The sequence below is a fragment of the Terribacillus sp. FSL K6-0262 genome, from assembly GCF_037977385.1.
In the GTDB taxonomy this organism is placed as follows: Bacteria; Bacillota; Bacilli; order Bacillales; family Amphibacillaceae; genus Terribacillus.
In genome coordinates this window covers 2,195,509-2,213,677 of record NZ_CP150277.1, presented here as the reverse complement: position 1 = coordinate 2,213,677, position 18,169 = coordinate 2,195,509, and the positions used below count along the sequence as shown (strand labels likewise).

The window sequence follows — 18,169 nt, the reverse complement described above, 5'->3', positions numbered from 1 at the left end:
AGTCATGGCAGACTTACAGGAGAATTATCGGATTGAAAAAGACTTTCTGGGAGAGAAGCAAATCAACAAAGATGCTTATTACGGTATTCAGACACTGCGAGCATCAGAGAATTTCCCGATTACTGGATATCGCATCCATGAAGAGATGATCAAGGCACTGGGTATCGTGAAAAAATCGGCCGCACTCGCGAATATGGATGTAAAACGCCTGTATGAGGGACTCGGTAATGCAATCGTTCAAGCATCCGAGGAAATAATAGATGGAAAATGGCATGAACAGTTCATTGTGGATCCGATCCAAGGCGGTGCCGGCACCTCCATCAATATGAACGCCAATGAAGTCATCGCTAATCGGGCATTGGAAATCCTCGGTCATGAAAAAGGCGATTATCAGCAGTTAAGCCCTAATACGCACGTGAATATGTCGCAATCGACGAATGATGTATTCCCGACAGCAATCCATATTTCCACATTGAACATGCTCGAAAGACTGCTCGAAACGATGGAATATATGCAAGGTGAATTCAAGAAAAAAGCAAAACAATTCGATTCTGTCATCAAAATGGGACGCACACATCTGCAGGATGCGGTGCCGATTCGTCTTGGTCAGGAATTTGAAGCCTACAGCCGCGTGCTGGAAAGGGATATCAAGCGGATCAAGCAATCCCGTCAGCATTTGTATGAAGTCAATATGGGGGCGACAGCAGTCGGTACCGGGTTGAATGCAAATCCGAAATATATCGAGTGTGTTGTCAAACATTTGGCTGACAACAGCGGGCTACCGCTTGTAACAGCAGAGAACCTAGTGGATGCCACACAAAACACGGATGCATATACCGAGGTTTCCGCAAGCCTGAAGGTTTGTATGATGAACATGTCCAAGATTGCCAACGACCTTCGCCTGATGGCTTCCGGTCCGAGAGCAGGGCTGAATGAGATCAACTTGCCTGCACGTCAGCCAGGGTCCTCCATCATGCCGGGTAAGGTGAATCCGGTCATGGCAGAGATGATCAACCAGATCGCCTTCCAAGTGATCGGCAATGATAATACAATCTGCCTGGCCTCCGAAGCCGGACAGCTTGAACTGAACGTCATGGAGCCTGTACTGGTGTTCAACCTGCTGCAGTCCATCAGCATCATGAACAATGGCTTCCGCTCCTTCACCGATAACTGTCTGATTGGTATCGAAGCAAACGAAGCCTTGCTCAAGGAATATGTTGACAAGAGTGTCGGGTTGCTGACAGCAGTCAATCCGCATTTGGGATATGAAGTAGCTGCGCGAATCGCCCGTGAAGCGATCCTTACCGGGAAATCAATCCGTGAGCTATGCCTCCAGTACGATGTCTTGACCGAAGAAGAATTGGATATCATCTTGAATCCTTACGAAATGACGAAACCGGGTATTGCCGGCGAGGAGCTTTTTGATAGATAATAGGAAGATGTGCATGTGTTCCGTTTTTTAAAAAGCGGAATCCTTTGCACATCTTTAACCGTTTCCATTTGTAAGCGGGTTCACTATTTTTTAGGAGGACTGGATTTGAAAGAAGCAAGATTACCAACAATCACAGAGATCATCATCATATTAGGGGTCTTTCTAGCGCTTGTATTATCCTTCACAGTCTACCTTGACTTGCCGATTCAGCTGGCGCTCTTCATATCATGGTTTGTCGTCATCATACTTGGCATACGCCTCGGATACGCCTATCAGGATTTACAGAAATCCATCATGAATGGCATCTCGAACGGGCTCGAGGCAATCTTGATCCTCGTCGCCGTAGGTGCACTGATCGGAACATGGATTGCAGGCGGGGTCGTACCGACATTGATTTACTATGGTCTGGAGTTCATCCATCCGAGCATATTCCTGCTTGCAACCTTGATCATCTGCGCCATCATGTCCGTTGCTACTGGTACATCGTGGGGAACCGCAGGTACGGCTGGCATCGCCATGATGGCAATCGGCGAGGGATTGGGCATGCCGCTGCCGTTAGTGGCCGGGGCTGTCCTATCAGGGGCCTATTTTGGGGACAAGCTTTCTCCGCTGTCTGATAGTACCGTACTCGCGTCCTCCCTCTCCAAAGTGGATGTCTTGGAGCATGTCCGGGCAATGCTGTTCCTATCCATCCCGGCGTTCGTTATCACGGCTATTCTTTTTACTGGGGCTGGCTTCCTCTACGCTGGAGATGATATCGACCAAGCAAGGGTTGATTCACTCAAAACAGCATTGATGGATAATTTTGATATCGGCATCCTCATGCTGGTTCCTGCGCTGGTCGTCCTTGTTTTGCTGGCCATGAAGAAACCTTCCATGCCGGTGATCGTGATAGGTGCGCTGCTTGGTGCCATCTGGGCATCCGCATTCCAGGGAATGAATTTCGCAGAAGCACTCGGTACTGCTTATAATGGATTTTCGATTGATACAGGTGTGAATTTCATCGATGGCATTCTCAACCGAGGCGGCGTGATGGGCATGCTCGATACGTTGATGGTCATCATTTTCGGCCTTGGTTTCGGCGGATTGCTGGAGAAACTTGGTGTCCTGCAGGTCATCGTTTCCACTTTCGAGAAGAAGCTTGTCTCCGCGGGCAATACGACAGTCGCCACACTCATCGTGGCTTTCCTGGGCAATGTCCTCGGCTGTGCCATGTATGTTGCCTTGATTCTGACACCTAAAATGATGGAAAAAACGTATGACAAGCAGCAGCTTGACCGACGCGTCCTTTCCCGTAACACAGAAGTCGGGGGCACTTTGACTTCCGGTATGGTGCCTTGGTCGGACAATGGTATTTACATGGCTGGCATTCTTGGTGTTTCGACCTTCTCCTATCTGCCATTCATGTGGCTGAGCTTTGTAGCTCTCGGACTTGCCATCATCTACGGGTACACTGGAAAGTTCATCTGGTATAACAAAGATAAAAGCCCAGTCGAAAGCTAAAAAAGAACCTTCAAGCAAATGATTGCTTGAAGGTTCTTTTCATTACCAGCGCCAGAACAGCTGCTTCACCCAATTCCATACCGTACCGATGATACCTTTTACGAAATCTGCAATCGGATGATCCGGATCTGCTGGTGGTTCCTCCGGATCTGCCGGCGGCTCCTCGGGACCGGACGGAGGATCCACTGGTGCATCCCCGCTTACTTCTGAAATGCGTCCCTCTGCTTCATAAGCGATCGGCTCCATTTCGAAGCCCCTTACAAATGCAACGGTTGCTTCCAAATCCTCCGGCCCCATGACAGGGTTGCGGCCCAGCTCACTGATCGGGCGATACTTATCTCCTTGCGAGGTACCCATGAAGTTATTCACAGTCAGCGTATATACTTTATCCTCCGCAATCGAAGAACCATCGGGAAGCTTGATATCCATAACCTGATTGGTTTCCCCATTCCATGTATACGTAAAACCGCTGATGCTGTAATCAGGACCATAGGAAGTGATCTGCGCATTCAGGATTTCCTCCAGATCCGCCCCGTCAATCTCGAATGTCATGAGCGTATTATTGAATGGCTGGATATTGAAGAGTTCACCCCAAGTAATATCGCCTTCCAGCAAATCATCCCTGATCCCTCCGCCGTTCATCATGGCAAAATCACTATCCATTGCCTCCCTCATGCCATCAGCGATCAAATTCCCAAGGGCATTGTCCCCTGCTTCTCCTTTTACAGCATAACCGCCAGTCATGGTATTGGCTGCGATACCAACGACTTCATCCATGATTGGTGCCACTTCTTCGGCATATCCAGCCAAGATTGCCCCGACTGTCGGATCAGGCGTAAGGACTGCCTGATCTGCCCAGACTATTTCTGCTTGCTTGGAAACAATGTCGCCTGTCTCGCGATCGATTTCGACATCCACATCCGAAAAAGCTTTTCCGTATTCCGATGCCTGAACGATCAGTTTATCATCCACCATTGCATTCACAACAGCATGGTTATGGGCAGCGAAGATGATATCCACTTCATCATCCACAGCATTGGCCATCTCCGCTGCATCACCCGTCGCGCCATCCCCGCTTTGCTCAGCTGGCATATGGGACAGGACGACAATTGCCTTGATGCCTTTTTCCTTCAATTCAGCCGCTGCTTTATTGACTGCTTCCACCTCATCGGTGATGGTGATATCCTGAATTCCTTCCGGCATGACCATCCCAAGCGATGCGGTTGTATTCACACCGATAAAACCAATTTTCTCTCCATCGACTTCCTCGATGCTGTAAGGAGGCAAAATCGTTTCGCCGCTGTCTTTATACACGCAGTTGGCACATAATGTCGGAAAGTCCATTCCATCATAGCCCGGAGTACCGTTCGGATGCTCCCCTCCATGTACGATACGCAGCAGCTCCTCTGTACCTTCATCCAGTTCATGATTGCCGATCGTACCCACGTCGAAGCCCATCGCTTCCATGATTTCGATTGTAGGCTCATCCTGCAGCAATGCCGAAACAGGAGAGCTGCCGCCAATCATGTCCCCTGCATGCACAAGCAAGCTATTCGGATTTTCAGCTTCCCGCTGTTTAATGGCTGCCGCTGTGTAATCCATACGTCCGAAAGTGCCATCTGTCGTGCCATCTCCGTCTGTATCCAATTCATATTGCTGATCGATCTTGCCGTGAAGATCGTTCATGCCCAGAAGCTGCACAGAGAGGGTATCTTCCTGGGCAGGTGGCTGCATTTCACCAGCGGTTTCATAGCCCGCCTCGATTGCATCCTGTTCTGTCCAGAAGAAAATACGCTTGTCTACCGGAATGGACTCCCACTGATCAGGAACGACATATTGCTTTGTATCCGAATTCCCGACATATTTATCCAGTCCGCCGCCATCATAACGAGCACGGAATTCAAATGGCAGCTCCTCCAATGGAGAGTCTGGCCTCCAGATTCCTTTTTGCTGACTTTTTGCTTCTGCCACTGCTCGCTGATAGGTCTCGTACTCTCCCTCATTCCCAATCGGTGCGATGAAGTAAGTAACGGCCAAACCTTCCCTCACCAGTTCAAGATTCAAATTTTCGCCATCGGCAGTAATTACCTGCGCCAGCAGTCGACCGTAATCATCCGTCGGCTCTTCTCCTACTTTCACTGTGATTTCGTCACCTTCGGACAGCTTGGATTTCAAATAGTCAGAGGCTGCTTTGCCGTGATCCATCTGGTTTTGGTCCAATTCATTTTTGACACTGTGGAATGTCTCTGGCGTATCCGCATTTACAAAGCGGACCCGATCCGAGCCTAAAACAGGTTCCTGCAAGCGAATCGTATCACCATCCGTTACAGATTCCACAATCGCCGTGTACTCTCCCTCTGCCTTTGGAGGCTCCGGCTGTTCCTGTGCCGCCTGCATATCCTCTTGTTTGCGAGGGAGGATTTGATAGCTGTCGTATTGACTCAGGATGCCGGTAACGGTATACCACTTTCCTTCTTCGACAGCTGACATGTCCATGGCAGATTCCATGATCCGCAATGTGACAGATTCATAGTTTTCGTTGATGAACTGGATATTGTAACCGCCGCCAGCTGGGCTTTCCGGGATATCTTTGATGTAGCCGGACACCCGGATCAGCTTCCCTTCTGCCGGTTCAGCTGTTTCCTCAGCCTGGAGCTGACCGATTGTCAGCTCTTTTGGAAGGGGAAGCTCATTATCTTGGGAAATGACAGTCATACCATCCGCTTCAGGTGCAATCTCTGTCAAACCTCGATAATTAGTGATTTCTCCTGTCACACGGATAAGATCCCCTTCTTTCACCTCCGGAAAGGCGGCTTCATCAGCATGATAGATATTGATTCCAGCTGTGTCATCTTGGATGTAGACAGATAGCTTGCCTCCGCCGATACTTCCATTATCTGCGGTTGCTATCCCTTCCACAGTCACCGTTTCTCCTGTCTTGCTCTTTATATCGGCAATCGACTGGACTTCGCCTGGTTCAGGCTCTTCCCCCGGCTCATCCGCAGGAGGCTCCTGTCCATGGGATCCGATCGTTTCAAAGGCATCCTTCGCTGTCTCTTCCCACTGCTCCGAAACAAAGGCCGGGCTGCCCTCGGTCACGTCAGCAGACCGGATGAGGCCGATATCCTTGGCCGTGTCCTGATCGTTTCCGATTTCACCTACGACATCAAGGATCGCTCCATCCTTCTGCAGGGCTACTGCATCATTCCCATTGAAATTGATGACACTCCCGTTTGTCTGATCCGCTTTGGCCAGCAGGGCTTCGCTTGCACGCGGATTCACAATGACATATGTATCAGCCGGCGCCAATGTACCCGACAAGGTAAACGAAGCGGTTGCTTTTGTATTGCCATTGAAATATCCTGCCAGCTCGAATTGACTGAGATCGATTGGTTCATCTGTCGGATTATAAAGCTCAATTGCCTTATCATAGGAGCTTCCTTCTGCATACTCCGATAGAATCGGCGCCGCGATACGCTCCGCCGCCTGTGATACAGAGGCGAAGCCCGGCATGATACCGGAACAGATAAGTGCGACTATTGCAAAAACAGATACTGCTCTTTTGCCCATTAACATGATTCCCCCAAAATAATAGTAAGTTCGGCAAATAGCGGCGAACTCCGTCATCTACCATACTAGCGGGAACCTCCCCTTCCCGAAATAGGAGGATAGGCATGATTCTGGTTAATTTTATGTAAAATAACCGGGATTTCCTGGACAAAAGAAAAAAAGCAGCCGAAGCTGCTTTTCAACGTAATGGATAGGCATCCATATAAGCTTTGGCTGTACGAAGGACACGGGCGTCCTCGAAGCGATTGGCGGCAATCTGCATACCGATCGGCAGCCTTCCCTGTGAAAGGCCGGCCGGAAGTGATGCTGCCGGAAGACCTGTCACATTATAAGCATGTGTCATCATCCAGTCTGCATCTTCCTTCACTTGCTGCCCGTCTATGACTGAAGGTCCCAATAAGTGATGGTCGAAGGCTGGAACTGCCAATGTCGGTGACAATACCAAATCATAATCCTGCAGCACCGTCTGCAGCCTGTTCCAGACCGTCGTACGATTCCGTTCATAAGCACGATAATCAGAGGCCATCAAGGCTTTGCCCTTTTCGATCATATCGCGATAGGAATCGGACACCCATTCCGGATTGCTTTCAAGCAGCTTGGCGCTGCCAGCCGCCGATGAAGCATACCACATGCTTGTGAAGAATCCATTGAACCCGCGCCGATCCATATCGAAATCCAGTTCCACTGTTTCCACAGACATGCCGAGTGCGCGCCAGTTATCAAATGTCGCCTCCACAACCTGGCGTACTTCCGGATCGACGGCATACATTCCGAAATCCGGTGTATAAGCAATCCGAAGACCCTGCGCCTGTTCCTCCAGATAGGAAGAGCCGATTTGGCTGTCCAAAAGCGGGAGGCTGAATGGATCGGTCGTGGAAGGTCCCTGTACAGCTTCCAGGAATAGCGCACTGTCATCCGGATTGTTCGACAACGGTCCATGGTTGACGAACGGGGAGCTGGATCCGAAGACATTCCCCAGATTATTATCCATCGGGATCCGCCCATATGTCGGCTTGAAGCCGAAAACGCCGCATAGGCTGGCCGGAATGCGGATGGAGCCTCCGCCATCGCTTCCTTCTGCCAGCGGCACCATGCCGGCAGCCACTGCAGCAGCTGCACCGCCGCTTGATCCGCCTGCGGTTTTCGTATGGTCCCAAGGGTTTACGGTCGCCCCGAAAACAAGATTGTCAGTAGTACCTTTATGACCGAATTCAGGCGTATTCGTCTTGCCCATGATCAGAGCACCCGCTTGGCGGAGCCGCGTGACGATGGTCGCATCCCGATCTGCAATATTGTCCTTGAAAGCAGGCGAACCGAAAGTCGTCCGCATCCCTTTCACCGGTGTCAAGTCCTTGATGCCGATCGGTATACCATGCAGCAATCCTGTTTTTTCACCGCGCATCACTGCTGCTTCCGCTTCCTTGGCGTCAGCAATCAAGTTTTCATTCATCGTGACGAAAGCATTGATATCACCATTGGACTTCTCTGTTTGCTCCAGATAATAGGAGGCCACCTCAACAGGTGAGATTTCCTTATTCTTGATATCCGTCACTAGTTCGCGTACTGTTTTGCCTTTCACTGTCATCGCCCCTTTTCATCCTCTGTACGTATCATAACGCTAGCGTGTCCCTCGTTCAACCATCAGAGGATCATCGCGGCAATCCAGCCAAAGACGATGACAGGCAAGGTGTAATGGAGGAATGTCGGAACGACTGTATCCCACATATGGTCATGCTGGCCGTCCGCATTCAAGCCGGATGTCGGTCCGAGTGTGGAGTCGGAGGCAGGCGATCCCGCATCGCCAAGGGCGCCTGCTGTACCGACGAGTGCGACGATGGCCATCGGGCTGAAGCCCAGTTCGATGGCCAAAGGAACAAAAATCGTCGCGATTACTGGTACCGTGGAGAATGAAGACCCAATCCCCATCGTCACGAGCAAGCCGACAATAAGCATCAGCAAAGCTCCCAGTGCCTGACTGCCATTAATGGCAGCCGCCGCATCCTGGACAAGGGACTCCACCTCTCCGGTGGCATTGATGACACTGGAGAAGCCGGAAGCTGCAATCATGACGAATCCGATGAAGGCCATCAGACGCATCCCGTTGGTAAGAATGGTATCTGCTTCTTTCCATTTGACTGTTCTCGTAATATAAAGCACGATGATACCAGCCAGCGCACCGAACACCATCGAATCGGTCCAGATCTGTACAGCCAATGCTGCAACGATCGCAGCAATCGAAAAGATCAAGGCGGCAGGCTTCAACGTACCATTTTCTTCTTTTACTTCATCCGGGACAGGTAAATCAATGTCCTTGTATATTCTTGGCTTCCGATAAGAAAATAAAGCAATGATCAGACCCACGACCATGCCAAGCGACGGTATCATCATCGCATTTGTCACTTGATCTGGATTGACTTCCAAACCGCTCGACGTCATATTCGTTGCTATGATATCATGAAATATTTGTCCGTATCCTGCCGGCAGCAGCATATACGGTGTAACCAAACCGAATGTCAGGATCGTCGCTGTCAGACGTCGATCAATCTGTAATTCAGACATGATTTTCAAAAGCGGAGGAATCAATAAAGGTATAAAAGCAATATGCACTGGAATCACATTCTGAGAAAAGCAAGCCATGATCAAAATCAAGATGAGGATGAGTGCGCGTGTACGCTTTTTAGCATAGGCTGTGTCCTTCTTCCCGCTGAGGGAAATGATCCCTCTCACCATCGCTTCTGGCAGACCTGTGCTGGCAATCGCAACAGCGAATCCGCCGAGCATCGCATAGCTAAGCGCAACATTCGCTCCTCCTCCCACTCCATCCGTGAACGCGCTGAGCGTTCCATCTATTCCAAGCCCTCCGACCAAACCGCCGATGAGGGAGCCCAATATCAATGAAAAAACGACATTGATCCGCAGCAAGCTGAGGATCAAAACTGCAAGAACTGCTATAACGACTGCGTTCACTTCAAATTCCTCCATCACTTTATTATGGTAAAGTATTAAAGTACAATAACAGATGATCCAGCTTTTTGTCAATGAAAATCGAAGTTATCGTAAAATTCCATACATAAGAAAAACCAGCATTCCTGCTGGTTCCCCCTCTCCCTATTCGGCTATGATCACATCAATGAGCTTGAATGTCGTGACATCGGCAAGGCCGCGGTTCGTCACACGGATTTCCGGGATCACCGGCAGAGCTATCAATGAAAATGTCATGATTGGATCCGTTATGCTGCATCCCAGCTTCTCCCATGCTTTAACCAGCTCCCCGACTTGTCCGGCAACTGTTTCCAAAGGCTGATCGGACATCAATCCGGCAATCGGCATCGGCAATTCAGCCAAAGTCTCACCGTTCAAAACAGCCACGAGACCTCCGCCGATTTCCGCCAGCCGATTAGCAGCAATAGCCATATCTTCCCTGTCGACGCCCATCACGAGCAAATTATGACTGTCATGCGCCACAGTCGAAGCAACTGCTCCGCGCTGGAACTGGAAGCCGCTGACAAAGACATTGGATATTTGTCCGGTTCCTTTATGCCGTTCGATACAAGACAAATGGATGATATCCTGATCCTTATCGATCTGGATCACTCCATCCTTGACTTGCAGGACAGCCGTTTTCTTCTCTGTCCGTGCACTTCCCTCGATCGCACCTACTACATTCACCCTGACTTCCCCGTCCGGACGATCCGTCCGATAAAGAAAATCATCGGCTTTCATTTCGCCGGCCAGGTGCACTGAGCTGCGTACAGCTTCCGGATACGTATACGTCGGGAATGCTTGCTGCAGTTCACCATTTTCGAACTGTATACTGCCGTCCGCAATGACGATGGAAGCCTCCATCTGCTGCAAATCCTCGATCAGCAGCAAGTCCGCAAATTTGCCGGCACTGATACTGCCGATATCATTTTCCATATGGAAATACCGGGCAGAATTGATCGTTGCCAGCTGAATCGCCGTTACTGGATCAAGCCCTTCCTCGATCGCCCGACGGACAACATGATTCATATGTCCCTTCGTGATCAATGTCTCTGGATAAACATCATCTGTCACCAAGGAGATATTGCGTGTATCCACTTTATATTCCGTGATGACTTTGATTACTTCCTTCACATCGCGCCATGCCGACCCCTCTCGAATCTGTACATGAAGGCCGGCACGCAGTTTCGCCAATGCATCTTCCTTGGCAATCGTTTCATGGTCGGATGTAACACCTGCGGCGATATATGCTTGCAGCGCGTAAGGATCCTCTGACGGGAAATGCCCCGTTACGACCTTATCCGCTTTGATTGTTTCGCCAATCTCGCCAAGCATCTTGCCATCCCCATGAACCACACCAGGGAAATTCATCACTTCACCCAGTCCTTGGACATTTTCCCAGCTCAGCCCTTCCTGTATATCGGCTACACTCAGACTGGCTCCGGCATCCTCCAAATCATCGGTTGCCGGCACACAGGATGGGAATGTCGTATATACTTTCAGCGGCAGCTGCTGCCCTTCCTCATGCATATAGCGTACACCTTTGATACCGAATACATTCGCAATCTCATGCGGATCCATGAAAACAGTCGTTGTCCCTTTGGCAAGAGCCGCCTTGGAAAATTCCGTTACCGAAAGCATCGTGCTCTCCACATGCATATGGCCATCGATCAGACCTGGTACAAGATAGCGACCATTTGCGGTAATGACTTTGGTCTCCGGTCCTTCATGCTCCGGCAAAGCTTTTCCGACCAATGCTATCCGATCGCCTGAAATGACGACATCTGTATGCTCCAGCAGTTCTCCTGTAAATACGTTGACCAGCACACCATCTCGGATAATTAAATCAGCGGGACGCTTTCCCAATGCAACCTCACCCAAACGCTTTGCCGCTTCAAATAATTTTGTTCTTTTTCCCACTGTCTTCAACTCCTATTATCCTTATACGTTATGCCCATAAACGTGCAAAAAATTCCCGTGCCATGAACGCTGCCCGGGAGAGCCTTAGCAATATGTATATATATATTTCTATCTATAAAATCATATATCCGCTTTATGCGTCAACCCCGCCTGCAAAAAAACCGCCAGCAGGAGGCGGTTTCGCAGAAGTCATTTCCTTTTTGTATCAAGCGGGGTCAATCTCGCTTCAATCGTATCCCGCTGTTGTTCGAGAAACGGCGGCAGTGCCAAAGTCTCTCCCAATGCATCCGGATCTTCATCGGCAGCAAAGCCAGGACCATCTGTCGCAAGCTCGAACAAAATACCATTTGGTTCCTTGAAATAAAGCGATTGAAAGTAATATCTATCTATCAGTCCCGAATTCGGCAGATGCGCAGCATAGAGTATTTTCTTTGCGCGCTCCAGCTCTTCCCTGTCTTTCACCCGGAAAGCTACATGATGCACGCTTCCGCGTCCAGGACGCTCCCGCTGCAATCCAGGGACGACCTCTACCATTACCTCGGCTCCAGTGCCGCCTGCCCCCACTTCGTAAATATGCAGGTTGGTCCCGTCGGCAAGCTGCTCTTCTGCTTTTTTACGGAATCCCATCAATTCCAGTAAGACACGCTCTGTCGGCTCAAGCTCGGGAACAGTCAGCTTCACCGGTCCAAGACCGATAATGGCAAACGCAGCCGGTACATCCGCTCCATCCCAGGGAACGCCCGGTGCTTCGCCTTCATTCCGTTCATCGGACACAAGCATAAGCCTTTGCTTTTCCGGATCCTCAAAGAAGAGAACTTTGCGGCCCTGCAGATCCGCCTCTTCGGTCTGGATATCATATTCCTGCAATCTGCCGGCCCAATATCGGATTGCTTCATCCGATGCCACACGCAGGGAAGTCAGGGAGATACTATTGTTGCCTATGTATGTCCTGCCCGCCCGGTGAATCTCAAAAAAAGTCAGATCCGTTCCTGGACTGCCAAGCTTGTCAGCATAGAATAGATGATACATGGACGGGTCGTCTTGATTGACAGTCTTTTTGACCAAGCGCATCCCCATCACTCTTGTATAAAAATCATAGTTATTTGCCGCATTTGCTGTTATGGCTGACACATGGTGAATACCGTGAAGCTCCATCATCTGCTCCGCCTCCTAAACGAACGATTTATCAGTTACTTACAAAATGTAACTTAGATCATATGAAATTGCAAATACCTTCCTTTATATTTGATAGAATGATACATAAGGGAGGATTGCTATGCTGACAATGATGTATCTTGTACGCCACGCACACACGATCTATACGCCGGATGAACGGAACCGGACATTATCCGAGCAAGGTTATGCAGACGCAAAGATAGTCCGGAAACTATTGGCAGCAGAACAGGTGGATACATATATCTCCAGCCCTTACCGGAGGGCATGGGAAACAATCGTAACTGATCCATCCGCTGCTGCTCTGGATGAGCGGCTCCGTGAAAGACAGATTGCGCCCGCTCCGGTAAAAGACTTCCAGGGAGCCATGGACCGTTTATGGTCTGATGAGGAGTACCAATTTCCTGGCGGTGAATCGAATATGACGGCAAGGCGGAGGGTTGTGGATGCATTGGAGGATATACTTGCTGCTCATCCCGGTAAACGGATTGCCATCGGGACGCATGGAAATCTGATGGTGCTTGCCATGGGCCATTACGATGATGGATTTGATTATGCCTTCTGGAAGCAGCTGCCGATGCCAGCCATCTGGAAACTCACCTTTGATGGCCGGCGATACATACAGGCAGAGTCCCTGCGCCTAAAAAAATAGCGGACATCATCTGTCCGCTATTTTCCATCCATATGCAATTTCGGGATAAGAGATACCTTCTATCTCAAGCTTTCCCTCGGCGATCTTCTTTCCGCCAAGGGCTTCATAGAAGTACCGGGCATCATTACCGGCAAGCATCCAAGCAAATATCCCCTGAATCCCTTCAGCAGCAAGCTGCTTCTCCAAAGATTGTATAAGCATCTTGCCGATTCCGCGCTGCGTTTGATCGGGATCAAGATATATGGCATATACTTCACCGGCATAATCCGGATGCAAATCTTCCCGGGATCTTCCCCCGCTGAGGAATCCGACAATCCTTCCGTCCACTTCCGCAACCAGCATAAGGGAGCCGGATGCAAGTACTTTTTCAAAGCGCGCTGCTCTATCTTCCGGACGAATGGCAGCCAAATAGTCAGCCGGCAAGATATTTTGATAAGCAAATCGCCAGCTTTTTGTACTGATTTCCCCGATCCTTCCACAATCAGCCATCTTCGCTTCACGTATGGTTGCTGTCATCCCTATCCCCTTTCTGGGCTCAGGCCAGTACAGTCGGCTGGAAATCGATCAAGAGGACAGCACGGACACCCGGGCGGTTTGCGTCCCCTTTTCTGATCGGGCTCACGTAGTGACTGACTGCCTCGTCATGTACCCCGTAGGACTCCAGCGGCCGATGAATCTCGAAGCTCTCGTGGAATTGACTGGAATCTGCATCTTCCGGCAGCTTGCCAGCACATTCAGGAGTCGCAATGATATTAAGGCCCCCAACCACATTGTCGCGTTTGATAAGATGGGCGAATGTGAATGGCTCACCGTCCTGATGGATCAAGTTCGGGGAGGATACACCCTCTTGTCCATCCTCCGTCACCTCAAGCTTGACAAAATGAACACCAGCATGAACCGGCAGGATCAGATCCTCTTTACGCCAGAATGTTTCGTGATAATCATGCATGATGATTTTCTGCAACAGTTCATTTTCCAGGATATGGTCGGGAAGTGATGGGAATTCCCGATATGAATCGACATATTCCGGATTGAAGCGGCCCTGGAAATACTGCGCCATGCTTCCATTCTCCCGTTCGATCCCCGGCAGCCATTCCAATCGATTGTCTTTATCGAAGATGATTGCCCGGGAGTAACGGCGGTAACGGTTCAGTTCCGGTGCATAGCTGTCGGCAGGCAATGTATCAAAAACAGCCTGTATCTCGGCTAAATCCTTCTCCATCCCGTCATACGCGAGATCCTTTTGTAAATCATATATGCTGTATCCTTGTTTCTTTAATGCATGCATGCTTAAACCTCCACAAATCTAGAATCTTTCTCTATCATAATACATGCAGGGTTAAAGGAACATGCTTTCGATTGAGATTTTGTGACATTTGAACAAGGAGTGACCCCGATGAGGAAATCCAAAGCAGAAATGGAAAATCTATACCAAACCGCTGACAGCATACAGACGATGCTTCAGACCGGAGATGTACTCTACAGCTCGATTGGCCCCTCCACCTTTTTCTTCAGCCATGCCGGCATTGCCGGTCCTGATGGTCGCATTTTTCATGCACATCCATCCGGCGGGATCACCGAATCTCTGGCCGCTTACCTGTCTCGCCACCGCTATGGCGGAACGATCACCCTGCTCCGGCCAAAAAAGGATCCAACAGGAGCAGCTGCATGGGCGGAGAAATCCATCAGCTTGATGAAAGGATACAGATTCAGCCGCACCCTGGAGGATACAGATTGGAATTATTGCACAAAGTTCGTCTGGCAGGCCTTTTGGAGCGGTTCCGGCACCGATTTGACCAGTGCGGCAAAACAGCTTTCCCGGCGCTGGATCTTCCCGCGTCATATCAAACACTCGTCCCATTTTGATCCGATTGCAAAATTCTCCCTGGAGTTCCGCCTCTAGTCATAATTTTCTGGTAAAATGATGAAGATAGGTTGATTAAAGGGGGATTCTCATGCAATTCGAACAAAAATTAGCAAAGTACGCCGAGCTTTTACTGCACATCGGCTTGAATGTAAAGCAAGGGCAGGATCTGATGATAGTTGCAGATTTGGCAGCTGCGCCATTTACAAAGATCGTTGCCGAGAAAGCCTATGAAGCTGGCTTGCGGGATGTCATCGTCGATTATCAGGATGATAACATCACGAAAGCAAAAGTGAAGCATGCCCGGAAAGAGGACTTGGATTACTTCACACCTTTCCGCGGCCGTGTCTATGAAGAATTGGCAGCAGCCGATACTGCCTTCCTGGAGCTGAAGACGCCGAATCCATCTCTTTTTGATGGTATCGATCCGGAAAGGGTCGCCCGCTATACGAAAGCAATGGGCGCAGCCAGACAAGGCTATCAAGCTCACAAGACGAATGGACGCGTCAACTGGCTCATCGCTTCCGTTCCGACTGTCGAATGGGCTGAATCGGTCTTCCCTGATCGGAAAGGACAAGCAGCAGTCGATAAGCTATGGGATGCAATCTTCTTCACTACCCGCTCCGATCAGGAAAATACGGTCGAGCTATGGGAACAGCATGTCGCGGCAATGAAGAAAAACGCTGATCATTTGAATGCACGCGACTATCGCAAGCTGCATTATACCGGTCCTGGAACCGATTTGACGATTGAACTGCATCCGGAATCCTTCTGGACTTGTGCAGAATTCATGAAAGAAGATGGCTCTACATATATACCAAACCTTCCAACAGAAGAAGTTTTTACCATTCCGGTAAAAAATGGAGTGAATGGGACAGTCAGCAGTACGAAACCTTTGAATTATGCCGGCACTTTGCTTGAGAACTTTTCACTAACTTTCGAAAATGGCAAAGTCGTCGATTTCTCAGCAGAAAAAGGCTATGACACGCTCAAGAATCTGCTGGATACCGATGAAGGCGCACGCTTCCTTGGGGAGGTTGCGCTCGTGCCGCATCAATCACCGATTTCCCAATCCGGCATCGTCTTCAACAACACATTATTCGATGAGAATGCTTCCTGCCATTTGGCACTTGGACAAGCAATCGGCATGTGCGTGAAGGATGCCCGCAGCAAATCGAAAGAGGAATTGGAGTCGATCGGATTCAACTACAGTCTGGCACATGTTGATTTCATGGTCGGTTCCGGGGAATTATCCATCACAGGCGAAACGCCGGATGGCACAATCGAACCCATCTTCGAAAAAGGGAATTGGGCTTTCTGATGAAATAAAAAAGGAACAGCGGCATTGCTGTTCCTTTTTTATGTATGGCAGATCATGATGACTTCCCGATAATAATCAAGCTGATGAGGGCAAAGTTCTTCATGTGTAATCTCGATTCGCTGACAGGGAGCTCCCGCAACGATTTCCGCTTCCACGCTTTTCGCTTTGCCTTCCACGAGTCTTTCCAAGTCATTCACCTTCATCCTGACAATCTGTATCACTTCTTCATTCAGCAAGATCTCCGGCAATTCTTCCAAGTAATAGAAAAATTGATGACAGAACTCCCGATCGATCAGATCCTTGGCGAATAATTCCTCTTGGATGATACCTTTATAAAATAGATCACTTTCCTGAAGCGTGACACCCAATTCTTCCTGTATCTCACGTAAGCCGCCTATTACGGGCGTTTCGCCGCTTCCCAGATGACCAGCTGCAGTAATGTCGTATTTCCCGGGAAATTCGCTTTTATTAGCAGAACGCTGCTGTAGATAAATGTATGGTTCTGTACCATCATGCTCCACGAACCAGCAGTGGAAAGTCTCATGCCAGTCCCCATCGCGATGGACTGCCTGTCTTTCTTTCACTCCTATTTCCCGGTGCTGCCCATCGAAAATCGTCAATAGCTCCATAGTTTCCCCCATACTCACTCTTTTTTTCTAATGTACGCGATAAAAATAAGATTGTCCACCGCTCATTCCCAATTAAATGGAATCTTCCCGCATTTCCTCCACCAATGGGATGACTTCTTTGGCGAAACGCTCCATCTCTCGTTTTTGCGGGGAAAACTGAAGCAGCAATAGGCTGACACCTGCGTGCTCATAAGCCAGTATCCGCTGTGCAATCTGCATCGGTGTCCCGACAAAGTTTGGCCGCAGTCCTCTGGCAGAAACAGCATCGTCACTTATCCTGCTTTTCTGCGCCAGCTCCTCCTCCGTTACATATGCTTCATAGTCGGAACTGGTAATCCTTTCCCATTCCTGGATGGCTTCTTCCTCTGAGTCACGGCATATGACATAAGCTGTCATGCCAAACTCCGTGAACGCGGACTTGCCAGATGCTTCCCGGCGAATCTGCATATCGGCAATCATACTGGCCACTTCCTGCACTGTGCCGCCCTTCATGACATACGCATCACATGTCTCGGCAATTGTCTGTCGTAAGTAGTCGCTTTCCCCGCCTGCATATAAAGGGGAAATCTCTTTTTTCTTTCCGGCAGGCAAATGATCGACATGCTCCACTTGATAGTACAGCCCATCGTATGTGTAGCTGCCGGCAGTCCAGACTCCCCGCAGTACTTCGAAGAATTCTTCTGTCTGGAGATAGAATTCCTCCGTTCCTTCTATATCGCCAGCTTGACGCTTTCTTTCCTCTTCACGCAGAAATGAAACGACTGCCAGGGAAAAGCGGCTATTGCTGATTCCGTCGATCTTCACCGCCTGCTTGGCAGCTTCTGCCGGCTGATCGATACTGGGCCGGACCGCTGCCATGATATGCAATTTATCGGTTGCTTCTGCTATCGCTCCAGCCGTTTCCCAAAAGTCCAGCTTCTGATCGGCATTTTTCCCTTGGTATAGGTAAGTATCTGGAAGGAATACGGCATCGAACCCCAAGGTTTCCGCCATATGCGCTATTTCTTGGACACACGTCAAACGCAGCGGCCCCCCATCCTCCACATGACGCAGCCAGCTGTTTGAAACTGGCTGCCAGTATGCATATTTCATTGTTATTACTCCTTTTGCACATAGGAAATCC

The 18,169-nt window shown here is 49.6% G+C and carries 14 protein-coding genes; 5 read left to right on the top strand and 9 right to left on the bottom strand.

The window, feature by feature from the left end; all coding sequences use genetic code 11:
- The first annotated feature begins 4 nt into the window (after positions 1 to 4).
- Together aspA and nhaC are read left to right on the top strand one after the other, a co-directional pair.
- Complete coding sequence (gene aspA, locus MHI54_RS11375) at positions 5 to 1,432, top strand: aspartate ammonia-lyase (protein WP_095214278.1); 1,428 nt, start codon at positions 5 to 7, stop codon at positions 1,430 to 1,432.
- 105 nt (positions 1,433 to 1,537) lie between these two features.
- Entirely contained in the window at positions 1,538 to 2,935 is a 1,398-nt protein-coding gene (nhaC, locus tag MHI54_RS11370) for a Na+/H+ antiporter NhaC (RefSeq protein WP_095214279.1), read from the top strand.
- Positions 2,936 to 2,977: 42 nt separating this feature from the next.
- On the opposite strand, the gene MHI54_RS11365 is transcribed toward nhaC, so the two are convergent.
- The 5 genes from MHI54_RS11365 to MHI54_RS11345 all read right to left on the bottom strand — a co-directional run bounded on the left by MHI54_RS11365 (position 2,978) and on the right by MHI54_RS11345 (position 12,562).
- Positions 2,978 to 6,505 carry a 5'-nucleotidase C-terminal domain-containing protein gene (locus MHI54_RS11365; RefSeq protein ID WP_340081496.1) on the bottom strand — a complete coding sequence of 1,176 codons (3,528 nt, stop codon included), beginning with the start codon at positions 6,503 to 6,505 and terminating at the stop codon, positions 2,978 to 2,980.
- Between the two features lie 178 nt (positions 6,506 to 6,683).
- On the bottom strand, positions 6,684 to 8,090 hold the full coding sequence (locus MHI54_RS11360) for an amidase (RefSeq protein ID WP_340081495.1): 1,407 nt from the start codon (positions 8,088 to 8,090) through the stop codon (positions 6,684 to 6,686).
- Between the two features lie 56 nt (positions 8,091 to 8,146).
- Complete coding sequence (locus MHI54_RS11355) at positions 8,147 to 9,472, bottom strand: Na+/H+ antiporter family protein (RefSeq protein WP_095214281.1); 1,326 nt, start codon at positions 9,470 to 9,472, stop codon at positions 8,147 to 8,149.
- A gap of 141 nt (positions 9,473 to 9,613) precedes the next feature.
- Positions 9,614 to 11,407 (bottom strand): adenine deaminase, encoded by a 1,794-nt coding sequence (gene ade, locus MHI54_RS11350; RefSeq protein ID WP_340081494.1) that lies wholly within the window; start codon positions 11,405 to 11,407, stop codon positions 9,614 to 9,616.
- Positions 11,408 to 11,596: 189 nt separating this feature from the next.
- Entirely contained in the window at positions 11,597 to 12,562 is a 966-nt protein-coding gene (locus tag MHI54_RS11345; RefSeq protein ID WP_095214325.1) for a ring-cleaving dioxygenase, read from the bottom strand.
- A gap of 121 nt (positions 12,563 to 12,683) precedes the next feature.
- Here MHI54_RS11345 and MHI54_RS11340 point away from each other — a divergent pair, with 121 nt between their 5' ends.
- A complete protein-coding gene (locus tag MHI54_RS11340; RefSeq protein ID WP_340081493.1) occupies positions 12,684 to 13,232 on the top strand; it encodes a histidine phosphatase family protein in 549 nt (182 codons plus the stop codon).
- A gap of 6 nt (positions 13,233 to 13,238) precedes the next feature.
- On the opposite strand, the gene MHI54_RS11335 is transcribed toward MHI54_RS11340, so the two are convergent.
- Positions 13,239 to 13,748: a GNAT family N-acetyltransferase gene (locus MHI54_RS11335; protein ID WP_340081492.1), complete on the bottom strand. Its 510-nt coding sequence runs from the start codon at positions 13,746 to 13,748 to the stop codon at positions 13,239 to 13,241.
- Positions 13,749 to 13,767: 19 nt separating this feature from the next.
- Complete coding sequence (locus MHI54_RS11330) at positions 13,768 to 14,520, bottom strand: 2OG-Fe dioxygenase family protein (RefSeq protein WP_095214285.1); 753 nt, start codon at positions 14,518 to 14,520, stop codon at positions 13,768 to 13,770.
- Between the two features lie 108 nt (positions 14,521 to 14,628).
- On the opposite strand from MHI54_RS11330, the gene MHI54_RS11325 reads away from it, so the two are divergent.
- Both MHI54_RS11325 and MHI54_RS11320 read left to right on the top strand, forming a co-directional pair.
- Positions 14,629 to 15,135 (top strand): hypothetical protein, encoded by a 507-nt coding sequence (locus MHI54_RS11325; RefSeq protein ID WP_340081491.1) that lies wholly within the window; start codon positions 14,629 to 14,631, stop codon positions 15,133 to 15,135.
- Positions 15,136 to 15,187: 52 nt separating this feature from the next.
- The gene (locus MHI54_RS11320) at positions 15,188 to 16,417 is read left to right on the top strand and encodes an aminopeptidase (protein WP_198946010.1); all 1,230 of its coding nucleotides are present in this window, start codon (positions 15,188 to 15,190) and stop codon (positions 16,415 to 16,417) included.
- 38 nt (positions 16,418 to 16,455) lie between these two features.
- Here the strand turns inward: MHI54_RS11320 and MHI54_RS11315 are convergent, their stop codons facing one another.
- Positions 16,456 to 17,046, bottom strand: coding sequence for an NUDIX domain-containing protein (locus tag MHI54_RS11315; RefSeq protein WP_158221446.1), 591 nt, complete (start codon positions 17,044 to 17,046; stop codon positions 16,456 to 16,458).
- A gap of 72 nt (positions 17,047 to 17,118) precedes the next feature.
- A complete protein-coding gene (locus MHI54_RS11310; protein ID WP_095214289.1) occupies positions 17,119 to 18,138 on the bottom strand; it encodes an LLM class flavin-dependent oxidoreductase in 1,020 nt (339 codons plus the stop codon).
- Positions 18,139 to 18,169 lie beyond the last annotated feature (31 nt).